The sequence below is a fragment of the Pseudomonas sp. NFX15 genome (assembly GCF_049132105.1).
Lineage (GTDB): Bacteria > Pseudomonadota > Gammaproteobacteria > Pseudomonadales > Pseudomonadaceae > Aquipseudomonas.
In genome coordinates, this window is sequence record NZ_JAFMPV010000009.1 from 72893 (window position 1) to 94062 (window position 21170).

The following is a 21170-nucleotide window of genomic DNA, read 5'->3' on the forward strand; positions in this document are numbered from 1 at the left end:
TTTAGGACGGAACTTAACGTTTTTTCGCGGGTCTTTTACTTATTCGCAAAGGCCGTTTTCGTGAGGAAACGGCCTTTTTTGTGGGCGAAAGGAAAGTACTGAATCTGGAATATTTGTTGTTTGATCTACCGTATTCGCGAGCAAGCCCGCTCCCACAGGGGAACGCATTCCAATGTGGGAGCGGGCTTGCTCGCGAAGAGGCCAGACCAAACGACGAATTACGCCGACCTGGCCATGATCAAGCCAGTCTCACTCGCCGCTTCCAGGCGGATCGCCACGAACTTCGACGTTGGCGTATGGCTGCCATCCCCGACGCTTTCCAGCGGCACCAATGGATTCACTTCCGGATAGTACGCGGCCGCTTGCCCGGCCGGGATATCAAACGCCAGCAGCGTGAAGCCTTTGACCCGACGCTGAACGCCATCATCCCAGAGCGAAACGATGTCAGCCTTCTGCCAAGGCTTGAAGCCCAGGCGAATGATGTCGGCTTCGTTGACGAACAATACATCGCGTTGTCCCTTCACACCTCGATAACGGTCGTCGAGGCCGTAGATGGTGGTGTTGTACTGATCGTGCGAACGCATCGATTGCATGATCAGGTCCGGCAGTACGCCGGTGGCGCGGGTGCGTTCGTGCACCAGATCTTTGGGCAGGGTGTTGGGTTTGAAATTGGCCCGGCCCGAGGCGGTGCTCCACTTGCGTGCGCCGGCGCTGTTGCCCAGGTAGAAACCGCCGGGTTGCTTGACCCGTTCGTTGAAGTCCTTGAAGCCGGGAATGGTCTCGGCGATCAGGTCGCGGATGCGGCCGTAATCGGCCACCAGCCAGTTCCAGTCCACCGGGTGGCTGCCCAGGGTCGCGGCGGCGATACCGGCGAGGATCGCCGGCTCCGAGCGCATCTGGTTCGACAGCGGGTGCAACTGACCATTGGAGGCGTGGACCATGCTGAACGAATCTTCGACGGTGACCGCTTGCGGGCCTTCGGTCTGAATATCGATGTCGGTACGGCCCAGGCACGGCAGGATCAGCGCGTCCTTGCCGTGGGTCAGGTGGCTGCGATTGAGCTTGGTGCTGATCTGCACGGTCAGGTCGCAGTTTTGCAGGGCCTGGAAGGTGCGTGGGCTGTCCGGCGTGGCTTGCGCGAAGTTGCCGCCCAGGCCGATGAAGACTTTCGCCCGGCCTTCGGCCATGGCGTGAATCGCCTCGACCACGTTGTGCCCGTTGTGGCGGGGCACTTTGAACGGGAAGCGGCGCTCCAGCGAATCAAGAAATGCCACCGGCGGGCGTTCGTTGATGCCCATGGTCCGATCGCCCTGCACGTTGCTGTGACCGCGCACCGGACACAAGCCTGCACCCGGCCGGCCGACGTTGCCGCGCAGCAACATCAGGTTGGCGATTTCCTGGATGGTCGCCACCGAGTGACGATGCTGGGTAATGCCCATGGCCCAGCACATGATGACGTTCTTGCCCTTGGCGTACATGCGCGCCGCTTGCTCGATCTCCTCGAGGGTCAGGCCGGACTGCTCGACGATCTGCTCCCACGGCGTGTCGTCGATGGCCGCCAGGTACTCCAGCACATTGGCGCTGTGTTCATTGAGGAAGTCGTGGTCGAACACCGCTGGGGCGCCAGTACGTTGTGCATCGCGCTCCCAAAGCAGCAGGAATTTGGCCATGCCGCGCATGATCGCCATATCGCCGCCGAGGGCGGGGCGGAAGAATGCGGTGTTGGTCGGCTTGTCGCCGTTGGTGAGCATTTCAATCGCGTGTTGCGGGTGCTGGAAACGCTCCAGGCCACGCTCCTTGAGCGGGTTGATGCACACCACTTGTGCACCGCGCTTCACCGCTTCGCGCAGCGGTTCGAGCATTCGCGGGTGATTGGTGCCCGGGTTCTGACCCCAGACGAAAATCGCGTCGGCGTGTTCGAAATCGTCGAAGGTCACCGTGCCTTTGCCCACCCCGACGCTTTGCGACAACGCCACACCGCTGGCCTCGTGGCACATGTTCGAGCAATCCGGGAAGTTGTTGGTGCCGAAGGCGCGCACGAACAATTGGTAGAGGTACGCCGCTTCGTTGCTGGCGCGCCCCGAGGTGTAGAACTCAGCCTGATCCGGGCTCGCCAAGCCGTTCAGGTGTTTGGCGATCAGGGCGAAGGCAGCGTCCCAACTGATCGGCTTGTAGCAGTCGGTGTCTGCGTCGTAGCTCATCGGTTCGGTCAGGCGACCCTGGTATTCGAGCCAGTAGTCGCTTTGCTCCAGCAACGAAGTGACGCTGTGCTTGGCGAAGAACCTGGCATCGACCCGGCGTTTGGTCGCTTCCCAGTTCACCGCCTTGGCGCCGTTCTCGCAGAACATCACCATGCCCTTTTCCGGCGAATCACCCCACGCGCAACCCGGGCAGTCGAAGCCACCGTTCTGGTTGGTCTTGAGCATGATGCGCAGGTTTTTCAGGGCATTGTCGCTGGTCAACCAGGCCTGGGCCACGCTGATCAAGGCGCCCCAACCACCGGCCGGACCTTTGTAAGGCTTATAGCGAGGAACGGGTTTCTGGTCGGCTTGACGGTGTTGACTCACGCTTGATTCTCCAAAGCCGGGCTGTACACCCGAGGCGCATTCTTCTGGGGCAGATGGATGAGATTGAGGTTGTGGCGACGGGCCCATTGCACGGCAAGGCCCGTGGGCGACGATAGGCTGACCAGGGTCTGGATCCCGGCGCGCAGGACTTTCTGGATCAGTTCGAGGCTGCAACGGCTGGTGACAATCGCCAGGCCGCCCGCGGTCGGAATATTTTGCCGGATCAGCCCGCCGATCAGTTTGTCGAGGGCGTTGTGCCGGCCGATGTCTTCACGGCCCAGCAGCAGCTCGCCCTGGTCATTCATGAACACCGCCGCATGCACGGCGCCGCTGTGCTGGCCCAAAGGCTGGAAGGCACCGATGCGTTGGCGCAGGCCATCGAGCCATTCGGCCGGTGGCAGTGGCGCGCCGGGCAATACCTGAAGGTCGGGCAAGGCCTGTTCGACGGCTTCCACACCGCACAACCCGCAACCGCTGGTGCCGGCCAGTTGCCGACGCTGCTGCTTGAGGTTCCAGAACGCACGGTTGGCGATGGTCACTTGGGCGTACTGCGCCGAGCCCGAGCCGCTTAGCTGCAAGTCATAAATGTCGGTGGCGTCGTGGATGATGCCGCTGCCGAGGCTGAAGCCGACGATGAAGTCTTCCAGGTCCGTGGGCGTGACCAGCATGACCGCCTGGCTGATGCCGTTATAGGCAATCGCCAACGCCACTTCCTCGGCCAGCGCGGTGCTGGTCGACTCCTCGAACTCAAGATTGCTGTAACTGTACGTCTGGCTGGCGGCTGGCGCGGGCGTTTCGAGGGCTGGCGCCGGACAGGCAGGGCGCTTGGTGTTCATGGCATCACCCACGGTTTGATCAGCGTTAAGACTAGGCGCGGCACCTTGTCGCGTCTAATCGCTAATACTGATCTACCGATAGATGCCGTCGATCAAGCGCCCATCAATGATCGTTGGTAGATCGCGAAACAGGCTTCAGCCAGGGCCGAGCGTGGCGCGCTGCGACGCATGATCAGCCCCAGTCGGCCGAGGGTCTGGGCGTTTTCGATCGGTTGCAGGCGCAGGTGTTCGGTCAGCCCTTCGAGGCCGCCCTCCAGCGGCATCACCGCGCAACACAGTCCGCCGTGCACCGCTTGTAACAATTGATGGACGGCGTCGGTCTGCAGCAACGGTTGTGGGGTCAAGCCGCGGCTGTGGAAGTTATGGTCGATCGATTGGCGAAAGTGCATGCCGCTGGTGAGCATGCCCAATGGCAGTTCGATCAACGATTCCCAGCTCAGCGGCGCTGGCCCAAAGGTGAAGAAGCGCTGGTCGTAGAGCAGGCCCATGCGGGTTTCGCTGAAGGCCAGGGAGTCGAAATGCTCGGCGTCGAGGCGCTCCAGATAGGAAACCCCGAGGTCCAGCCGATTGTTCGCCAGTTGTTCAAGAATCTGCTCGGAACTCAATGCCGAAAGTTCGAAGCGCAGGTTCGGGTGTTCCGCGTGCAGGCGTTGCAGCAGCGGCAATGGATCAAAACTCGACAGTGGCACCACGCCCAGGCGCAACGTACCGACCAGGTTGCCGCGACAGGCAGCCGCCTCGGCATACAGGCCGTCGTAGGCCGCCAGCACCGTGCGCGCCCAGGCCAGCACCCGTTCGCCCGGCGCGGTGAAACCTTCGAAGCGCTGGCCGCGATTGACCAGTGGCAGGTCGAGTTCTTCTTCGAGGCTGCGCAGGCGCATGGACAGGGTCGGCTGGGTGATGTGGCAGCGGGCGGCGGCCTGGCCGAAATGGCGGGTTTCGTCGAGGGCGATGAGGAATTTCAGCTGCTTGATGTCCATCTTCGCTCCAAGGTGCGGGAAGCTGCCGATTCTATCGCAAGCTTGGTCATTGGTCGGGTTGGATTCGCAAGTGACGGTCGTGGGCTAGGCTTTGGCGTCTGGAACCCGAAACCCAAGGAGAGTGCACCATGAGTCTTTTGAGCTTTGTGAAAGAAGCAGGCGAAAAACTGCTGGATTTGCTGACGCCCGGTAACGCCAATGCCAGTGAGCAGTTGAAGGAGCACATCAGCAAGGTCGGCCTGGGCAACCCGAATGTGCAGGCGACGGTCGATGGCGACAAGGTCACGGTGACCGGCGAAGTGGCGAGCCAGGAAGAGAAGGAAAAGATCCTGTTGGCGGTGGGCAATATTGCCGGGGTTGGCAGCGTTGACGATCAGATGACGGTGACCGGGCCTGTCGTGGCGGCGGCGCGTTTTGTGGTGGTGAAAAAAGGCGACACCCTCAGCGCGATCTCGCTGGCCGTGTACGGCAATGCCAACCAGTACAACAAGATTTTCGAGGCTAACAAGCCGCTGCTGTCGCACCCGGACAAGATCTATCCGGGGCAGTCGTTGCGGATTCCTGAGTAAGGCTCAAAACCGCGTGATGGCCTTCGCGGGCAAGCCACGCTCCCACAGGATCTGAGGTGTTCACGAATGATGCGAACGACTCAGTCCCTGTGTGTGTATTGCCCGCGATGCAGACGACTCGGTATCAAAGTCCGGCAATCAAGTCCCGATAGTCCTCGACCGCTGCAAACTCTGCCGTATCCTTCGGCCCCTTGCGGCTGTCCGGCTCACGCACGGCCAGCAAATGCGCCACGCCAAACTCCCGTGCACTGCGCAAGATCGACAAGGTGTCGTCGATGAACAGGCTGCGCGCCGGGTCGAAATCGATGTCGGCCTGCAAGGCCTCCCAGAACTGTGGGTTTTCCTTGGGGAAGCCGTAGTCATGGGAGCTGATCAATCGCTCGAAGTAGGGCGCGAGTTGGATTTTTTCCAGCTTTAGCGACAACGAATCCCGATGGGCATTGGTGATCAGCACCACGCGCTTGCCGGCTTGTTTGATCGCGGCCAGGAACGTGTCGGCATCCGGGCGCAAGGCGATCAGGTGCGCGGTTTCCAGTTTCAGGTCGCGTACCGACAGTTTCAGTTCGGCGCTCCAGAAATCCAGGCAGTACCACTGCAACTGGCCGGCATTGCGCTCGAACAACGGCTGCAATTCCATCTCGGCCATGGCCCGGCTGACCCCATGCAGCTCGGCGTAACGCTGGGGCAGGTGTTCCAGCCAGAAGTGGTTGTCGAAATGCAGGTCCAGCAACGTGCCGTCCATGTCCAGCAGGACGGTATCGATGTCGGACCAGGGTAGTGAAAGCATGGCAGCGTCTCGGGCAGTAGAAAGATTTCTGGCGTAAACAATCGGCAAAGCCGCGTTATAGTAGCGCGTTCACGCCAAGGAGCTTTGCATGCGCCAGAAACCCACGATACTCGCCCGCGAAATTGTCGCCACCAGTCGATTGTTCTGCGTGGAAGAGCTGAAGCTGCGATTTTCCAACGGCGTGGAGCGCACCTACGAGCGACTGGTTGGCAAGGGCGCCGGGTATGGCGCGGTGATGATCGTGGCGATGCTCGATGCCGAGCATGCGGTGCTGGTCGAGGAGTATTGCGGCGGCACCGATGAATATGAAATGTCATTGCCCAAGGGCTTGATCGAGCCGGGCGAAGACGTGCTGGCGGCGGCCGAGCGTGAACTCAAGGAAGAGGCCGGTTACGGCGCGCGGCAACTGGAACACCTGACCGAGCTATCGCTGTCCCCCGGCTACATGAGCCAGAAGATTCAAGTGGTGCTGGCCACCGACCTCTACGAAGCGCGCCTGGAAGGCGATGAGCCAGAGCCAATGCGGGTGGACAAGGTCAATCTGCGTGAACTCTCGGCACTGGCGCAAAACCCGCAATTTACCGAAGGCCGAGCCCTGGCGGCGCTGTACCTGGCGCGCGACCTGTTGACCCAGCGCGGAGCCTTCCAGCCATGAATTTCCCGCATCCGTTGATGGCGCCTGTGGTCGAGCTGGCCTTGCGGGCTGGCAAGGCGATCCTGCCGTTCTGGCGCACGGGCACGGCCGTCACGGCGAAGGCGGATGACTCGCCGGTGACCGCTGCTGACCTGGCCGCGCACCATCTGATCCTTGCCGGGCTCACCGCACTCGATCCGAGTATTGCGGTGCTGTCGGAGGAGGATGCCGACATCCCGCAAAGCGTGCGCGCCGGATGGCAGCGTTGGTGGCTGGTCGACCCGCTGGACGGCACCAAGGAGTTCATCAATGGCAGTGAAGAATTCACCGTCAACATCGCCCTGATCGAAAACGGCCGGGTGGTGTTTGGTGTGGTGTCGATGCCAACCAACGGGCGTTTTTATGTCGGTGGCGCTGGCCTCGGTACCTGGCGTGGCGATGAAGGGGGTACGCCTGTGGCGATCAAGGTGCGTGATGCATTAGCACCCGGCGAGTCGTTCACCGTGGTCGCCAGCCGGCGCCATTCCAGCCCGGAGCAAGAACGTTTGCTGGCGGGTTTGAGTGCCAGCCTGGGCGAGTTGCAACTGGCCAATATCGGCAGTTCGTTGAAGTTTTGCCTGCTGGCCGAAGGCGCCGCGGATTGCTATCCGCGCCTGGCACCGACCTCGCAATGGGACACGGCGGCCGCGCAAGGCGTGCTGGAAGGCGCGGGCGGTGAGGTGCTGGAGTTGAGCGGTGAGCCGTTCAGCTATCCGGCGCGGGAATCGCTGTTGAATGCGTTCTTTTTGGCATTGCCGGCAAAGGCGGCGTGGCGGGATAAATTGCTGGAACTGGCTCGTTCCTGAATTCACCTTAACCTTGTGGCGAGGGGGCTTGCCCCCGTTGGGCAGCGAAGCTGCCCCAAAAACATGCTATCTCATTGTGTCTGACACGCTGCGGACGCTGGACTTGGGAGTGCTGCGCACTCCAACGGGGGCAAGCCCCCTCGCCACAGGTTGTACAACACCTTCATATTCAGCGGTGCAGCACGTACTGCCCGACAAACCTTACCGCATCCTCTTCACGGCCTTCATTCACCACCCGCGTATGCAGGGTCAATCGCGCGCGGCTGTAGCGCTGGAACGTGGTCAGGAATTTCTTCCAGATCACCGGGTCCGGCGCCACGCAAATGGCGTGGGCGTCGCCCGTCACCGGCAGCGGGTAGCTGATCTGCCCTTCCTGAATCACGATGTGCCCGTCGGTAATCCCTACTTCCTTGAGGCGCAAATGCAGCCAGCCCCAACCCGCCAGGACCGCGCCGCAATACAGGCTGCCGCCGAACATGGTGCTCTTGTGGTTGACGTTGGCGTCCAACGGCAAGTGCAGGCGCAGTTGCTGGTCGTGCCAGTCGAGGACTTTGAGGCCCATGTCCCGTGTCAGGGGAATGTCGTGATGCAGGACGGATTCCAGTTGTCGGCTGTCGCGGCTCATTCAGGGGCCTCTGGTTTGAAGTGGGTGGTTGGACAGTAGCTCAATCGAGGTCGTCAGGGTGGGCCGGGGTGCCACTGTCGGCGAAACTCAGGCCGTGCTTGCGCAGTTTGTCGTGCAGGGTCTTGCGCGGAATGCCGAGGGCTTCGGCGACGCTGCGCACCGAGCTGTGCGAACGCGCCAGTTCGGCGGCGATCAGGGTTTTTTCGAAGTTCTCCACTTGCTCGCTCAAACCGCCGCTGACCACTTCGACGCGGTTTCCAACACCGCCTTGCGGCGTGCCGTTGTCGAGGGCCAGTTCCAACCCCAGGGCAAAACGCTCGGCGGCATTTTGCAGTTCGCGCACATTGCCAGGCCAGGTGTGGCGCAACAGCAAGGCCCGTTGCCCCGGTTGCAGTTCATGGGGCGGCAAGCCGTGGCGGGCACTGGCTTCGTCGGCGAAATGCTGGAACAGCATCAGCGCATCTTCGCCCCGTTCGCGCAGCGATGGGATGCGCAGCGGTGCGACGTTCAGGCGGTAATACAGGTCGGCACGAAAACGCCCTTGATCCGCCGCCTGGCGCAGGTCTTCCTTGGTCGCGGCGATGATGCGGATGTCCAGCGGGATCAACTGATTACCGCCCAAGCGTTCGACCACCCGCTCTTGCAGCAAGCGCAGCAGTTTGACCTGTACATCCAGGCTCATGCTTTCGATTTCATCGAGGAACAGCGTGCCGCCGTTGGCGAATTCGAATTTGCCGATGCGGCGTTTCTGCGCGCCGGTGAAGGCCCCGGGCTCGTGGCCGAACAGCTCGCTTTCAACCACGGATTCGGCCAGGGCGCCGGCATTGATTGCCACGAATGGCCCGTTGCGACGGTTCGATAGATCGTGCAACGCACGCGCCACGACTTCCTTGCCGGCACCGGTTTCGCCGAGGATAAGCACGTCAGCCTTGGTCGCGGCCAGGGCGCCGATTTGCTCGCGCAGGCGCAGCATCGACGGCGAATGGCCGACCAGCCGCGCGCTCAGTTCATTGCGGTCGCTCAAGGCCAGGCGCAGGCTGCGGTTGTCCAGCACCAAGCGGCGCAGGGCCATTGCGCGGCGCACGCTGTCTAGCAGGGCATCACTGGCGAAGGGTTTTTCCAGAAAGTCATACGCGCCGGCACGCATGGCCTTCACGGCGAGCGGCACGTCACCGTGGCCGGTGATCAACAGCACCGGCAATTCCGGGTCCTGGGCGTGCAGTTCGCTCAGCAGTTCGAGGCCGTCCATGCCGGGCATGCGGATGTCGCTGACCACCACACCCGGCCAGTCGCGTTCAAGCTGCGCGGCCAGACCCTTGGCTTCGGCCAGCGGCAGGATTTTCAGGCCGGCCAGGTCCAGCGTCTGGCCAAGCGCCTGGCGCAAGTGGGGATCGTCGTCGATCAACACGACCTGGATGCGGTTGTCGATGGTCATGCACTTCGGTCCTCGGACGGTTGCAGGCTCACGCCTGGTGCGCCTGCGCGCAATTTCAGGGTAATCAGGGCGCCGCCTTCCTTGTGATTGGCGAACGACAGTTCACCACCGAAGGCGCGCATCAGGGTTTCGCAAATTGCCAGCCCCAGGCCGAGGCCCTGGGTGCGAGTCTTGGTGGTGTAGAACGGCTCGCTGGCGCGGCCAAGGGCTTCCATGCAAAAGCCGGGGCCGTTGTCGCGGATGTACAGGTTGACGCCATCAGCCGTGGATTGGGCACTCAGCCAGAGCTTGCGTGGCGGGCCTTTTTCGGTCAGGGCATCCAGGGCGTTAGCCAGCAGATTGCCGAGGACCTGGCGCAAGCGGGTTTCCCCGGCCTCGACCCACAGGGTGGCGGCAGGCAGATCGCGGATCAACTCGACGTCCATGCTGCGTCGACGCTTGGCGAGCAAGGCCAGGGCATCGTCCAGGGCTGGTTGCAGGGCGACGCTTTCCGGGGCGTGTCGGTCGCGCCGGGCAAAGGCGCGCAAGTGGGCGATGATCGAGGCCATGCGGCCGGTCAATTCACTGATCAGCTTGAGGTTGCCGCGGGCATCGTCGGTGCGCTGGTGATCGAGCAGCACTTCGGCGTTTTCGGCGTAACTGCGAATCGCCGCCAGCGGCTGATTGAGTTCGTGGCTGATGCTCGCCGACATGGTGCCCAGCGCCGACAATTTACCGGCCTGCACCAGGTCATCCTGGGCGCGGACCAATTCCTGCTGGGCCTGCTCGCGCTCCAGCACTTCCTGTTTCAGACGGCGGTTCAGGCCTTCGAGATCGCTGGTGCGTTCGGCAACCCGGCCTTCCAGTTCGCGACGGGCCTTGGCCTCAAAGGCGATGCGTTCGAGGTAATGGCGCCGGCGTTGCATCATCAGGCCCAGCAACAACATCAACACCAGCAGCGTGGCGCCACCGATGGCCACCACCGTGCGCACCGGGCGGTCGATCAAGGTGCGCGGGGCGAGGATGCTGACATCCCAACCGGTTTCGGCGATCTGCTGGGTCTGGGTCAACCAGGCGTTGGGGTTGAGCTTGAGCGGTTTCGGATCACGGGTCGGGTAGGGCTGGATCGCGGTGATGGCTTTGCTTTCTTCCTCGTTCAGCGGGCGGGTCGAGCGGAAGCGCCACTCCGGCCGCGAGGTGAGAATGACCACGCCGTTGTGATCGGTCAGCAGCAGTTGTTCCGGGGTCTTTCCCCACAGGCTTTCGGTGTGGTCGAGATCGACCTTGACCACCAGCACACCGACGATTTTTTCACCGTCGCGCACGCCGGCGGCGAAAAAATAACCGCGCTTGGCAGAGGTCGTGCCCAGGCCGAAAAAGCGCCCGAGCCGCCCGGCCATGGCTTCGCTGAAATACGGCCGGAAGGAAAAATTGCGCCCGACAAAACTGTCGTGCTTGTCCCAGTTGGAGGCGGCCAGGGTCTTGCCGGTGGCGTCCATCAGGTACATGACCTCGGCGCCGGTCTGGTTCGCGATGTTTTTCAGCAGGCGGTTGGCATTGCCCTGGGTGACGCCGTCGTCCGGCGCGCCGAGCACGGCGCGCAGGGCCGGCAGGTCGCCGAGGATCTGCGGCAGCACTTCATAGCGGTGCAGGGTGCCCAGCAGGTTAGCGACGTAGAGGTCCAGGGTCTGGCGATTCTGGCTGGCCAGTTCGCTGCGATAGTAACGCTCGGCCAGATGCTGCAGCGGCCACAGCAACGGCGCCAGGCACAGCGCCAACAGGGCCAGGCTGCGCCAACGAGGTCTGGGGGGAAGGGTCGGAGTCATGAGCCGCGTGCGCCTGTGGGTACAGGCGCATTATGCCTAGGCTTGAGCCGCTTGGCTCAGGTGCATCTTGATACGGAAAACTTCTATCGGTTGGTCAGGCAAACACGTCAGCGTCCTTCAACAACACGCCGGCCTGATCTTTGGCCGACAACTGCGGCGCTGCCTCCAGCTGCCAGTCGATGGCCAGGTCCGGATCGTCCCAACGAATGCTGCGTTCGGCCGACGGCGTGTAGTAGTCGGTGGTCTTGTAAAGAAACTCGGCATATTCGCTCAAGACCACAAACCCGTGGGCGAAGCCTTCCGGGACCCAGAGCTGGCGATGATTGTCGGCCGACAGGCGCACCGCGACCCATTGGCCAAAGTTCGGCGATCTGCGACGGATATCTACGGCGACGTCCAGCACTTCACCCGCGGTGACACGAACCAGTTTTCCTTGGGTGTTTTGCAGTTGGTAATGCAAGCCACGCAACACGCCCTTCTGCGAGCGGGAGTGATTGTCCTGGACAAATTCAGTGTCCAGGCCGGTGGCTTCTTTGAAGGCCTTGGCGTTGAAACTCTCATAGAAGAAACCACGCTCGTCACCAAAGACCTTGGGTTCGAGGATCAAGACACCGGGCAGGTCGGTGGTCACAACATTCATGGAGGCTCTCCGGCAGTCTGCGTTTAATGGCCGCCATTCTTGCGCAAAAGTGCCGGCGGGGGCGAGTGTTCGAGAAACAATCTAGCGGTTTGTCCAGCCCCGGCAAACGACCAGCGCCGACCTCAGGGGGTTGCGTATCGCCCGAACCAGTGGCGATATAGGCGCCTAATAAAATTTCCGAGGTTGTTGTATGCCGCTCGCCACGTTGATTCATCGCGCCAGTCTGCCCAGCCCGCAAGTGTCTGCGGAGCAAGCGCTAGAGCTGCTGGAGGAACATTACGGGTTCAGCGGCAAATTGCACGCCCTCGGCAGCCAGCAAGACCTGAACTACCGCGTCGACAGCGACCACGGGCGTTTCGTCCTGAAAATCTGCCGGGGTGATTATTCGGCACTGGAGATCCAGGCCCAGCACGCTGGGCTCAAGCATTTGGCGCAACACTCGGATGTGCACGTACCGCGCGTGATGCCGGCCAAAAACGGTGCAGAGCTGTTGTCACTGGACGTGGGTGGCCAGGCGGTGCACGTTCGCCTGCTCGGTTACATCGAAGGCCAGCCGCTGACCAGCCTCAGCCATTTCAGCCCGACGGTGGTGGCGGGCTTTGGTCGCCTGTGCGGTGAAATGGACCTGGCCCTGGCAGATTTCGACCATCCGGGACTGGTGCGCACCCTGCAATGGGACGCCCGCCATGCTCATGCCCTGATCGCGCACTTGCTGCCGGTGATCAAGGATGAAGCCCAACGCAAACTGATCGTGGAAGCGTCCGAGCAAGCCGAGCGGCATTTGCAGCCGCTGGAGGCCAAGCTGCCGGTGCAGGCCATCCACATGGACATCACCGACGACAACGTGGTGTGGCAGCGCGATGCGCAGCGTCATTGGCAGTTGCAGGGCGTGATCGACTTCGGTGATCTGGTGCGCACCTGGCGCATTACTGACCTGTCGGTGACCTGCGCCGCGCTGTTGCACCACAGCGAGGGTGATCCGTTCTGCATTTTGCCGGCGATCCAGGCCTACCACGCGATCAACCCCTTGCAACGTGAAGAGCTGCTGGCGTTGTGGCCGCTGATCGTCGCCCGTGCGGCCGTGCTGGTGCTCAGCGGCGAACAGCAGGTCAGCGTTGACCCGGGCAATACGTACAGCCGCGACAACCTGGTCCATGAATGGGAAATTTTCCGCGTGGCCACGTCGGTGCCGTTGGCGCTGATGGAAGCGGCGATCCTCACCGCCGTCGGCCACGATCTGCCGGCCATTGGCAGCGAAGGTTTTGCGCCGCTGCTGCCCAACCTGGTGGGGCGTGAATTCGCGTTGATCGACCTGGGCGTGCTCAGCCCGCATTTCGAGGCCGGCAACTGGGAGCAGGAAGGCGTCGATCAGCGCCTGTTGGACGAAGCGGGCGCGGCACATGGACTGGCGGCCAGCCGCTACGGGCAATATCGGTTGTCCCACACCCGCCCGGACAGCGCCACTGAGCCGGACACTTTCGCGTTGCACGTCGAACTGCGCGTGCCTCACGGTACAACGCTCGAAGCGCCGTTTGCCGGGGTGGTGCATCAGCCGGCGGCCGGTGTGCTGCAACTGGACGGTCCGCAATTGAGCGTGCGGCTATGGGGCGTCGCCCCGTCGCTGCACAGCGGCGCGGCGCTGGTCAAAGGCCAGGTGCTGGGTTCCATCAGTGGGCCGCTGATCGTGCAGTTGTGCCGGGGCGCATCGATTGATGCGCCGTTGTTCTGCACACCTTCGCGCGCGGCGGCCTGGCAAGCGCTGTGCCCTTCGCCGGCCGCATTACTGGGTCTGGCGTGCGATGCGGAAGCCGAATTGGATGGGCCAACCCTGTTGGCCCGGCGCGATGCCAGTTTCGCCCGTACGCAAAAACACTATTACGTTGACCCACCGCGCATTGAGCGCGGCTGGCGCAACCATCTGATCGACATGCAGGGTCGTTCCTACCTCGACATGCTCAACAACGTTGCGGTATTGGGTCACGGTCACCCACGCATGGCGGCGGTCGCCAGCCGCCAGTGGTCGCTGCTCAATACCAACTCGCGTTTCAACTACGCGGCGGTGGCCGAGTTTTCCGAGCGCTTGCTGAAGCTGTCCCCGGACGGCATGGACCGCGTGTTCCTGGTCAATAGCGGCAGCGAAGCCAATGACCTGGCGATCCGCCTGGCCTGGGCCTACAGCGGCGGCCGGGACATGCTCAGCGTGCTGGAGGCCTATCACGGCTGGACCGTCGGCGCAGACTCAGTATCGACCTCGATCGCCGACAACCCCAAGGCCTTGAGCAGCCGCCCAGACTGGGTGCACCCGGTGACCGCGCCAAACACCTATCGCGGCGAATTCCGCGGCCCCGACAGCGCCCCGGACTACGTGCGCAGCGTCGAACACAACCTGGCGAAAATCGCCGAGCAGAAGCGCCAACTGGCCGGTTTCATCTGCGAACCGGTGTACGGCAATGCCGGTGGTATCTCGCTGCCGCCGGGCTACCTGAAACAGGTCTATGGCATGGTGCGGGCCCAAGGCGGCGTGTGCATCGCCGACGAAGTGCAGGTTGGCTACGGGCGCATGGGTGATTTCTTCTGGGGCTTTGAAGAACAGGGCGTGGTGCCGGACATCATCACCATGGCCAAGGGCATGGGCAACGGCCAACCACTGGGTGCGGTGATCACCCGCCGGGAAATCGCCGAGGCGCTGGAGGCCGAGGGCTATTTCTTCTCGTCCGCCGGTGGCAGCCCGGTCAGTTGCCAGGTCGGCATGGCAGTACTGGATGTGATGGAAGAGGAAAAACTCTGGGAAAACGCCCAGGTCGTTGGCGGGCATTTCAAGCAGCGCCTCGAAGCGTTGATCGATATTCATCCATTGGTGGGAGCGGTGCACGGTTCCGGTTTCTATCTGGGTGTCGAGTTGATTCGCAACCGCGAAACCCTGGAACCGGCCACCGAGGAAACCACGGCACTGTGTGATCGCTTGCGCGAACTGGGGATTTTCATGCAGCCCACCGGCGATTACCTGAACGTCCTCAAGATCAAGCCGCCGATGGTCACTTCGCGCCAGAGCGTGGATTTCTTTGTCGACATGCTGTCGAAGGTGCTTGCAGAAGGCCTGTAAATGCCAGCCCTGTAGGAGCGAGCCTGCTCGCGATGAGGTCCTGTCAGTTACAGATTTTTGGACTGATAGACCGCTATCGCGAGCAGGCTTGCTCCCACAGGGAGGGAGGGTGATAGTTCGATTGATATCGGGTTATTAGCGTCTGTATTTGTTTCCTTAGATGATCGGTGCTTTAAAAGGCGATATTTATCGGATATAAAGTCGCCATAGTCCACGGCGTGTATCCACGCGCTTTCCACTGCGGAGCCCTGATCCATGACCACTTTGAACAGCACCCCTCGCGCCGACGGCTTCTACATGCCCGCCGAATGGGCCCCTCAAACCCAGGCCTGGATGGTCTGGCCCGAGCGCCCGGACAACTGGCGCCTGGGTGGCAAGCCGGCGCAAGCCGCGCACGTGGCCGTGGCCAAGGCTATCGCCCGTTTCGAACCGGTGACCGTCGCGGTGTCCGCCGGCCAGTACGAAAACGCCCGCGCCCGTCTGGACGTGCCCAATATTCGCGTCGTCGAGATGTCCAGCGATGACGCCTGGGTCCGCGACACCGGCCCGACGTTCGTCATCAACAACAATGGCGAAGTGCGTGGCGTGAACTGGGACTTCAACGCCTGGGGCGGCTTCGATGGCGGCCTGTACTCGCCGTGGAACCGTGACTCGCAGGTCGGCGGCAAGATCCTCGAGATCGAGCGCAGCCCGCGCTACCGCACCGAAGGTTTCGTGCTCGAAGGCGGTTCGATCCATGTCGACGGCGAAGGCACGTTGATCACTACCGAAGAATGCCTGCTGAACCGCAATCGCAACCCGCACATGAACCGCGCGCAAATCGAAGCGGTGCTGAGCGCAAACCTGGCTGTGGATAAAATCATCTGGCTGCCGGACGGCTTGTTCAACGATGAAACCGACGGCCATGTGGATAACTTCTGCTGCTACGTGCGTCCCGGTGAAGTACTGCTGGCCTGGACCGACGATCCGCAGGACCCGAACTACCCGCGCTGCCAGGCCGCCATGAAAGTGCTGGAAAGCAGCACTGACGCCAAGGGCCGCCCGTTCACAGTGCACAAAATGCCGATTCCGGGCCCGCTGTATGCGACCGAGGAAGAGTGCGCCGGTGTCGATCCGGTCGATGGCACGCAAGAACGTAATCCCAGCGTTCGTCTGGCCGGTTCCTACGTGAACTTCCTGATCGTCAACGGCGGCATCATCGCCCCGCGCTTCGATGACCCGCAGGACGGTCCGGCCAAAGAGATTTTGCAGAACCTGTTCCCGCAGCACGAAGTGGTGATGGTGCCGGGCCGCGAACTGTTACTGGGCGGTGGCAACATTCACTGCCTTACCCAGCAACAACCCGCGCCGCACAAGGAGTGAGTGCGGTCGTAACAGACTGAGGAGGTTGTGAAATCCCTCAGGCTGTCGATCCGCTCCAGGCTTTGCACAGAGCCCGCAGCCCTACAGGGCTTCGGGCTTTTTTGTATCCGCTTGTCCACACTTCAGAAACCTTGGCACAGCTCTTGTATCTCTACCGATGCAAGACAGGGAGGGGGAGGACTTCGATGTTCTGTCATAAACCTTGGATATGTTAGCCGCTCACAAACGGGGAGAGAGCGCTGTAATGAACGCCGAAATGAATGCAGTGGGCGATAAGGCGTTGCATCCCCTGGCCGTAAACAGCGAATCGCTCCAGGTTCTGGCGCACTGGTTCAAGTCCAATGGAACGCGTCAGATCAGCGAAACTGATCCGCGCCGGACGATGATCGAGCGTTACCCTGCTGGTTTGTTCAGCGAGGCGGAACTGGATGCGTTGTGGGATGTAATGGAAGGATAAAGAAGAACAACAACGGATTGATCAAAAAAAAGCGCTGCCGGGATGGCAGCGTTTTTTTTGGGGTCCTTCACGCAATCCCGGGAAACTGTAGGCGCTGGCTTGCCAGCGAAGGCGGTCGTGCAGGCGCCATCGAGGTTGAATGTGCCGACCTCTTCGCTGGCAAGCCAGCTCCTACAGAAATTGTGTTTGGGCCGAGGGCGTATTCGACCGATTCCTGAAACAGTCTGAAAGTCTTTCCGATGTTTTTCAGTCGCGAACATGGGACTAATCTGCCGGCCTCGATTCTTTTGCCGGAGCCTGCTCATGATCCTCCACTATATCTACGATCCGTTGTGCGGCTGGTGCTACGGCGCCAAGCCGCTGGTCCAGGCCGCCGAGGGTGTGCTGCCGGTGATCGCTCATGGCGGTGGCATGATGACGGGTGCCAATCGGCAACGGGTTTCGCCACAACTGCGCAGTTACGTCATGCCCCACGATCGGCGCATTGCCGAATACAGTGGGCAATCGTTCGGTGAAGCCTATTTTGAAGGTTTGCTGCGCGATCACACCGCCGTGTTCGACTCGACGCCACCCATTGCCGCAGTGCTGGCCGCCGAACAAATAGCCGGTCAAGGCCTGGCGTTGCTGGGGCGTTTGCAAAGTGCTCATTACGTGGAGGGGCGCCGCATCGCCGACGAGTCGGTACTGTTTGAGCTTGCCCAGGACATGGGGCTGGACCGTCAAGCCTTCGAAAAGGACTTTGTGGTCGCCGACACCGAAGGCCATATTCGGCGCAGCCGGGCTTTGTTGGCCAAGGTCGGCGGGCAGGGTTTCCCGACGCTGGCGCTTGAACACAACGATCAGTTCACCCTGATCGATATCGGCCTATGGCTGGGTAAACCCCAGGCATTCGCGCTGTGGCTGAGTCAGTCGTTGCCCACTCAAGCGTCAGCCAATTCTGTGGCAGCCTGTGGCCTCGAAGGTTGCACTGATTGAATATTCCTGCCGTGTAAAGCAAGTTCTTAGACGATTTTCACCTATTTTTAGACGATTCATGAAATTGACACAGGGTTAAGGCCGCGACTAGGATTCGCGCCAACGCCTGTGGCCGACCGCCACGACTCAAAAACAATAAAAGGCCCGCCGCGAGAAGTCGTGAGCGGGCCTTTTTGTTTTTGCCACGAAATAAGAGCGCGATAGCGCCGTTTCGGCCGTTCGACACAGCGCGTATCAACCGGAAATAAGGAAAAGAACAACATGTTGAACAAGCGAATCAGCCTGATCGCTCTGGGGATGTTGAGTGCGACACAGGCCATGGCTAGCGACCAGGCCGAATCCAAGGGTTTTGTTGAAGACAGCAGCCTCAAAGTGCTGCTGCGCAACGCCTATATCAATCGTGACTACAAAGACGGCAACCCGGATAAATCCGAGTGGGGCCAAGCGGCCATCGGCACGTTCTCGTCCGGCTTCACCCAAGGCACCGTCGGTGTGGGTGTGGACGCCTTCGGCCTGTACGCGCTGAACCTGGAGCGCAGCGAAGACCGTAGCGGCGCCCAAGGCATCGATTTCTTCAAAAAAGGCGACAGTGGCCAGCCAGCTGACGACCTGTCCAAGGGCGGCGCGGCAATCAAGTTCCGCCTGTCCAGCACCACCCTGACCTACGGCGACCAGATGCCGGCGCTGCCGGTGCTGAATTACGACAATTCGCGCCTGCTGCCGGAAAGCTACACCGGTACCTTGATCACCTCCCGGGAGATCAAAGGCCTGCAACTGGACGCCGGTCGCTTCACCGCCGAATCGCGTAAAAGCGCTGAAGGCCGTGACAGCGGTGGCTTGAAGTCGATCAACGTGTTGGGCGGTAGCTACCAGTTCACCGAGCAATTCAAGGCCGCACTGTACGCTTCCGACGTCGAAGACGTGCTGAAGAAACAATACGTGAACGCCAACTACGTGTTCCCGATCGACAAGGACCAGTCCCTGACCCTGGACTTCAACGGCTACCGCACCAAGCTGGAAGATTCCTACGTCCGCGACAACGGCATCACCGGCGACGACAACAAGATCTGGAGCCTGGCGGCTACCTTCATCACTGGCCCGCACTCGTTCACCCTCGCGCACCAGCGCAGCACCGGTGACAGCAACCTGGGCTACGCTTACGGCGGCTACCAGAAAGATCAAGGTCGTGTAGGCGACGGTGGCAACACCATCTACCTGGCCAACTCCTACTGGTCCGACTTCAACGCCGAAGACGAACGCAGCTGGCAACTGGGCTACGGCCTGGACTTCAGCACCTTCGGTGTCCCAGGCCTGAGCTACAACGTGGCCTACGTGCGCGGTGACAACATCACCACCTCCACCAGCGAAGGCGGCACCGAGCGCGAGATTTTCAACCAGATCAAATATGTCGTGCAAAGCGGCCCGGCCAAAGACCTCAGCGTGAAACTGCGCAGCTCGGTCTTGCGCGTGTCGCAGAAGTCGAGCGAGTACAATGTCAGCGGCAACGAAGTGCGTGTGTTTGTGGATTACCCGATCAATATTTTCTGATGATGGGTTGTGGTTTCGAGGCCTGATGCAGGGCTGAGAATGAAGAAGCCCCGACTGGTTCGGGGCTTTTTTTGATTTTGATGTGCTCATGTCGCCGAAACTCTATTTCGGTAACACGTCTTTCGAACGTGTCGTCTGCGGCGACATGTTCGGAAGACGTGTCGCAAAAAGTGAAAAATTGCGACGCGTTAAGGCCTCATGTCTACACTAGCGACATGAGAGAAGCCTTCTTCTGCTCAAAAAACATACAAAATAATCAGGGTCGCATCCATGAATGAACCGCTGCTGCCATGGCAGGCTGACAGGCCATATAACCAACTTCCGCTGCTGCCACCAGGAACTGAGCTGGAAACACGTGCAGTTCTCAAGAAATGTATTGAGGCACGCACCGCATTGGCCGAGTTGAAACAGGCAGCAGAGTTGATTCCGAACCAGACGGTCTTGATCAATACAATTCCCCTGCTGGAAGCCAAAGACAGCTCGGAAATAGAAAGCATCGTTACCACCACGGATTTGCTGTTCCAGCATGCCCAAGACACGGAAAACCATGCCGACCCTGCGACCAAGGAAGCGTTGCGCTATCGAACAGCGCTCAATCAAGGCTTCCGGTCTCTAACGGAAAGACCGCTATCGACCAACACCGCCGTAGAGATCTGCCGCACGCTGAAGGGCGCACAACTGGATATCCGCCGTACGCCGGGAACACAGCTTGCGAATGACCGAACGGGTGAAGTTATCTACACCCCGCCAGAAGGGGAGGAGCACCTGCGCAACCTCCTCGCCAACTGGGAGCGTTTTCTGCACAACGAAACTGATCTCGACCCCCTCGTTCGTATGGCAGTCGGGCACTACCAATTTGAGGCCATTCATCCGTTTGTCGACGGCAACGGCCGGACGGGGCGGGTCCTCAATACTTTGTTCTTGATCCAGGAAGGCCTGCTGAACCTGCCGATCCTCTACCTCAGTCGCTACATCATTGCCCAACGCGCCGATTACTACCGGCTCCTGCTGGAGGTGACGACCAAACAGGCGTGGGAGCCATGGTTGCTGTTTATGTTGAGTGCAGTAGAAGAAACTGCTCGGTGGACCACAGCCAAGATTGCCGCTATCCGCGCATTGTCCGAACACACCACTCAATTCGTACGTGATCAGCTACCCAAAACCTATTCGCGCGAGTTGGTTGATGTCATCTTCGAGCAGCCCTACTGCCGCATCAGTAACGTGGTCGACAAGAAAGTTGCACAACGGCAGGCTGCATCACGTCACCTCAAAGAACTGGTCGCCATTGGAGTTCTGAAAGAGATTCAGGTGGGCAAGGAGAAACTTTTCATTCATCCGAAGCTGATGCAGTTACTCATTCGCGACAATAATGAATTCAAGCACTACGTCGGCTAAAGCACGTGAGCCGAAACGAGAAAGCCCCGAACGATTCGGGGCTTTTTCTTTTTCACGCACCGGGTTTGCGTGACGACGTTACTGACGGCGATTGTTCATCGGCGCATCCAACACCTTCACCACATCATCGATGATCGCCTTACTCATATCCTGCAAAAAATGCGACGCCCAAGCATGCCGATCAGTATCGCGAACCATGGCCGCGTCTGTTGCGAGCAGCTTGGCAACGTGGAGTAGATCGGAAGCGTGGTAGAGAGCCTGGATAACCGGAACGCCAGAATTGACGCGAAACAGAGGTTCGTTGGCGTGGAAGGAGAAGTGGGTTAGGCCGATGGTTTTCAGATCTTGGGGATTGGTCATTGGGCACCTCCGCTGGTTGGGAGGAATTGAGTATTTGCATGCCTTCGAAGAAAGGCCGGCAATGATACAAAGAACGTGAGAACACAGATTTTGGACGAATCAATTTTATACATGGTCTAGCTCCTATCGTTGAGGAACTGCCACGAACCGTCGCCAAACGATTATGGGTGGCAGCTGTGCGCAGGTTGGCGAACCGGGACAATAGGAACCCGGCAGACCCGAAGGTCTCCCGCGCACAGCTACCATA

The 21170-nt window shown here is 60.7% G+C and carries 18 protein-coding genes; 9 read left to right on the plus strand and 9 right to left on the minus strand.

Going from position 1 to position 21170, the window contains the following annotated elements; translation table 11 throughout:
• Positions 1-218 precede the first annotated feature (218 nt).
• The 3 genes from J1D76_RS12260 to J1D76_RS12270 form a co-directional block, all read right to left on the minus strand.
• Positions 219-2567: an FdhF/YdeP family oxidoreductase gene (locus J1D76_RS12260; protein WP_421138571.1), complete on the minus strand. Its 2349-nt coding sequence runs from the start codon at positions 2565-2567 to the stop codon at positions 219-221.
• Positions 2564-3403, minus strand: a complete 840-nt coding sequence (gene fdhD, locus J1D76_RS12265) for a formate dehydrogenase accessory sulfurtransferase FdhD (RefSeq protein ID WP_421138572.1) — start codon at positions 3401-3403, stop codon at positions 2564-2566. Before fdhD ends, J1D76_RS12260 begins: the two co-directional genes overlap by 4 nt.
• A gap of 92 nt (positions 3404-3495) precedes the next feature.
• The gene (locus J1D76_RS12270; protein ID WP_421138573.1) at positions 3496-4383 is read right to left on the minus strand and encodes a LysR family transcriptional regulator; all 888 of its coding nucleotides are present in this window, start codon (positions 4381-4383) and stop codon (positions 3496-3498) included.
• 128 nt (positions 4384-4511) lie between these two features.
• On the opposite strand from J1D76_RS12270, the gene lysM reads away from it, so the two are divergent.
• On the plus strand, positions 4512-4952 hold the full coding sequence (gene lysM / locus J1D76_RS12275) for a peptidoglycan-binding protein LysM (RefSeq protein ID WP_421138574.1): 441 nt from the start codon (positions 4512-4514) through the stop codon (positions 4950-4952).
• A 124-nt stretch (positions 4953-5076) separates the two neighbouring features.
• Here lysM and yrfG read toward each other — a convergent pair whose 3' ends face one another.
• Positions 5077-5739 carry a GMP/IMP nucleotidase gene (gene yrfG, locus J1D76_RS12280; protein ID WP_421138575.1) on the minus strand — a complete coding sequence of 221 codons (663 nt, stop codon included), beginning with the start codon at positions 5737-5739 and terminating at the stop codon, positions 5077-5079.
• An 88-nt stretch (positions 5740-5827) separates the two neighbouring features.
• Here yrfG and nudE point away from each other — a divergent pair, with 88 nt between their 5' ends.
• Both nudE and cysQ read left to right on the plus strand, forming a co-directional pair.
• Entirely contained in the window at positions 5828-6394 is a 567-nt protein-coding gene (nudE, locus tag J1D76_RS12285) for an ADP compounds hydrolase NudE (RefSeq protein ID WP_421138576.1), read from the plus strand.
• Positions 6391-7218 carry a 3'(2'),5'-bisphosphate nucleotidase CysQ gene (gene cysQ, locus J1D76_RS12290; RefSeq protein ID WP_421138577.1) on the plus strand — a complete coding sequence of 276 codons (828 nt, stop codon included), beginning with the start codon at positions 6391-6393 and terminating at the stop codon, positions 7216-7218. Before nudE ends, cysQ begins: the two co-directional genes overlap by 4 nt.
• 169 nt (positions 7219-7387) lie before the next feature.
• On the opposite strand, the gene J1D76_RS12295 is transcribed toward cysQ, so the two are convergent.
• The 4 genes from J1D76_RS12295 to rfbC form a co-directional block, all read right to left on the minus strand.
• Entirely contained in the window at positions 7388-7843 is a 456-nt protein-coding gene (locus J1D76_RS12295) for a thioesterase domain-containing protein (RefSeq protein WP_421138578.1), read from the minus strand.
• A gap of 40 nt (positions 7844-7883) precedes the next feature.
• Entirely contained in the window at positions 7884-9278 is a 1395-nt protein-coding gene (locus J1D76_RS12300) for a sigma-54-dependent transcriptional regulator (protein WP_421138579.1), read from the minus strand.
• Positions 9275-11083 (minus strand): sensor histidine kinase, encoded by a 1809-nt coding sequence (locus J1D76_RS12305; protein ID WP_421138580.1) that lies wholly within the window; start codon positions 11081-11083, stop codon positions 9275-9277. Before J1D76_RS12305 ends, J1D76_RS12300 begins: the two co-directional genes overlap by 4 nt.
• Before the next feature lie 94 nt (positions 11084-11177).
• On the minus strand, positions 11178-11723 hold the full coding sequence (rfbC, locus tag J1D76_RS12310; RefSeq protein ID WP_421138581.1) for a dTDP-4-dehydrorhamnose 3,5-epimerase: 546 nt from the start codon (positions 11721-11723) through the stop codon (positions 11178-11180).
• Positions 11724-11913: 190 nt separating this feature from the next.
• Between rfbC and J1D76_RS12315 the strand changes: the two genes are divergently transcribed.
• The 6 genes from J1D76_RS12315 (at position 11914) to fic (ending at position 20563) form a co-directional block, all read left to right on the plus strand.
• On the plus strand, positions 11914-14826 hold the full coding sequence (locus J1D76_RS12315; RefSeq protein ID WP_421138582.1) for an aminotransferase: 2913 nt from the start codon (positions 11914-11916) through the stop codon (positions 14824-14826).
• Between the two features lie 255 nt (positions 14827-15081).
• Positions 15082-16188, plus strand: a complete 1107-nt coding sequence (gene aguA, locus J1D76_RS12320) for an agmatine deiminase (RefSeq protein WP_421138583.1) — start codon at positions 15082-15084, stop codon at positions 16186-16188.
• A 244-nt stretch (positions 16189-16432) separates the two neighbouring features.
• On the plus strand, positions 16433-16645 hold the full coding sequence (locus J1D76_RS12325) for a hypothetical protein (RefSeq protein ID WP_421138584.1): 213 nt from the start codon (positions 16433-16435) through the stop codon (positions 16643-16645).
• Between the two features lie 303 nt (positions 16646-16948).
• Complete coding sequence (locus tag J1D76_RS12330) at positions 16949-17620, plus strand: DsbA family protein (RefSeq protein WP_421138585.1); 672 nt, start codon at positions 16949-16951, stop codon at positions 17618-17620.
• 261 nt (positions 17621-17881) lie between these two features.
• Positions 17882-19168: an OprD family porin gene (locus J1D76_RS12335; protein ID WP_421138586.1), complete on the plus strand. Its 1287-nt coding sequence runs from the start codon at positions 17882-17884 to the stop codon at positions 19166-19168.
• A 270-nt stretch (positions 19169-19438) separates the two neighbouring features.
• Entirely contained in the window at positions 19439-20563 is a 1125-nt protein-coding gene (fic, locus tag J1D76_RS12340; RefSeq protein ID WP_421138587.1) for a protein adenylyltransferase Fic, read from the plus strand.
• 78 nt (positions 20564-20641) lie between these two features.
• On the opposite strand, the gene J1D76_RS12345 is transcribed toward fic, so the two are convergent.
• Positions 20642-20923 carry a DUF3077 domain-containing protein gene (locus tag J1D76_RS12345; RefSeq protein ID WP_421138588.1) on the minus strand — a complete coding sequence of 94 codons (282 nt, stop codon included), beginning with the start codon at positions 20921-20923 and terminating at the stop codon, positions 20642-20644.
• Between the last annotated feature and the right edge of the window lie 247 nt (positions 20924-21170).